Raw genomic sequence first — 610 nt, 5'->3', positions numbered from 1 at the left:
CGGCATGGAGATGACTAAGCAAGATCCCGAACCCCGGGGTGAGAACACCGTTAACGGATTCGTTGTCGTTGACGGAGCCGCGCCTTTCATCGACTTCCTCGTCGCTGTCTTTGACGCGAATGAGCGGGGGGAAGCCCGCACCCCTGACTTCTACGCCGGAGACGGAACGCTGATCCACGCCGAAGTCAAAATCGGCAACTCGTTGCTCATGGTCGCTGACCGTAAGGCCGACTGGCCGTTCACCCCGGCCCTAACCCAGGTGTACGTCGCCGACCCCGAGGAGACGATGCGCAGAGCGGCCGAACGCGGTGCGACCGTCGTCACTCCGGTGTCTCCCTTCTACGGCGGGTACGGCATCGCCCGGTTCCTCGACCCTTGGCACAACCTGTGGTGGCTGTTCTTTCCGGCGGCGGAAACCAATCCGGCGGCCGGGGAAGAGCCGGGCTGGGAGGAATCCGCTGAACCCGGCACTGTATACACGACGCTGCTCGAGACGATGGTCACGCTGGCCGACCCCGGTGCTGGTGGCACCGGATAACCTGACCGGCATGTGGGATCTTCTGCTGCGGGGCGGGCCGACTCCGAAGGAACTTCCCACCCACCGCCCAGC

General features: G+C 64.6%; 1 protein-coding gene. It reads left to right on the top strand.

All coding sequences use genetic code 11. The features are described 5' to 3' along the window. Positions 1–538, top strand: a 538-nt coding sequence (locus tag EJK15_RS69835; protein ID WP_206062431.1) for a VOC family protein, incomplete at its 5' end; no start/stop codon positions are given. Positions 539–610: the final 72 nt, after the last annotated feature.

Origin of the sequence: Nonomuraea basaltis (assembly GCF_005893125.1) — a bacterium.
In the GTDB taxonomy this organism is placed as follows: domain Bacteria; phylum Actinomycetota; class Actinomycetes; order Streptosporangiales; family Streptosporangiaceae; genus Nonomuraea; species Nonomuraea basaltis.
Note: the sequence above shows the minus strand (reverse complement) of the source record. Positions and strands in the feature narration are given on the sequence as shown.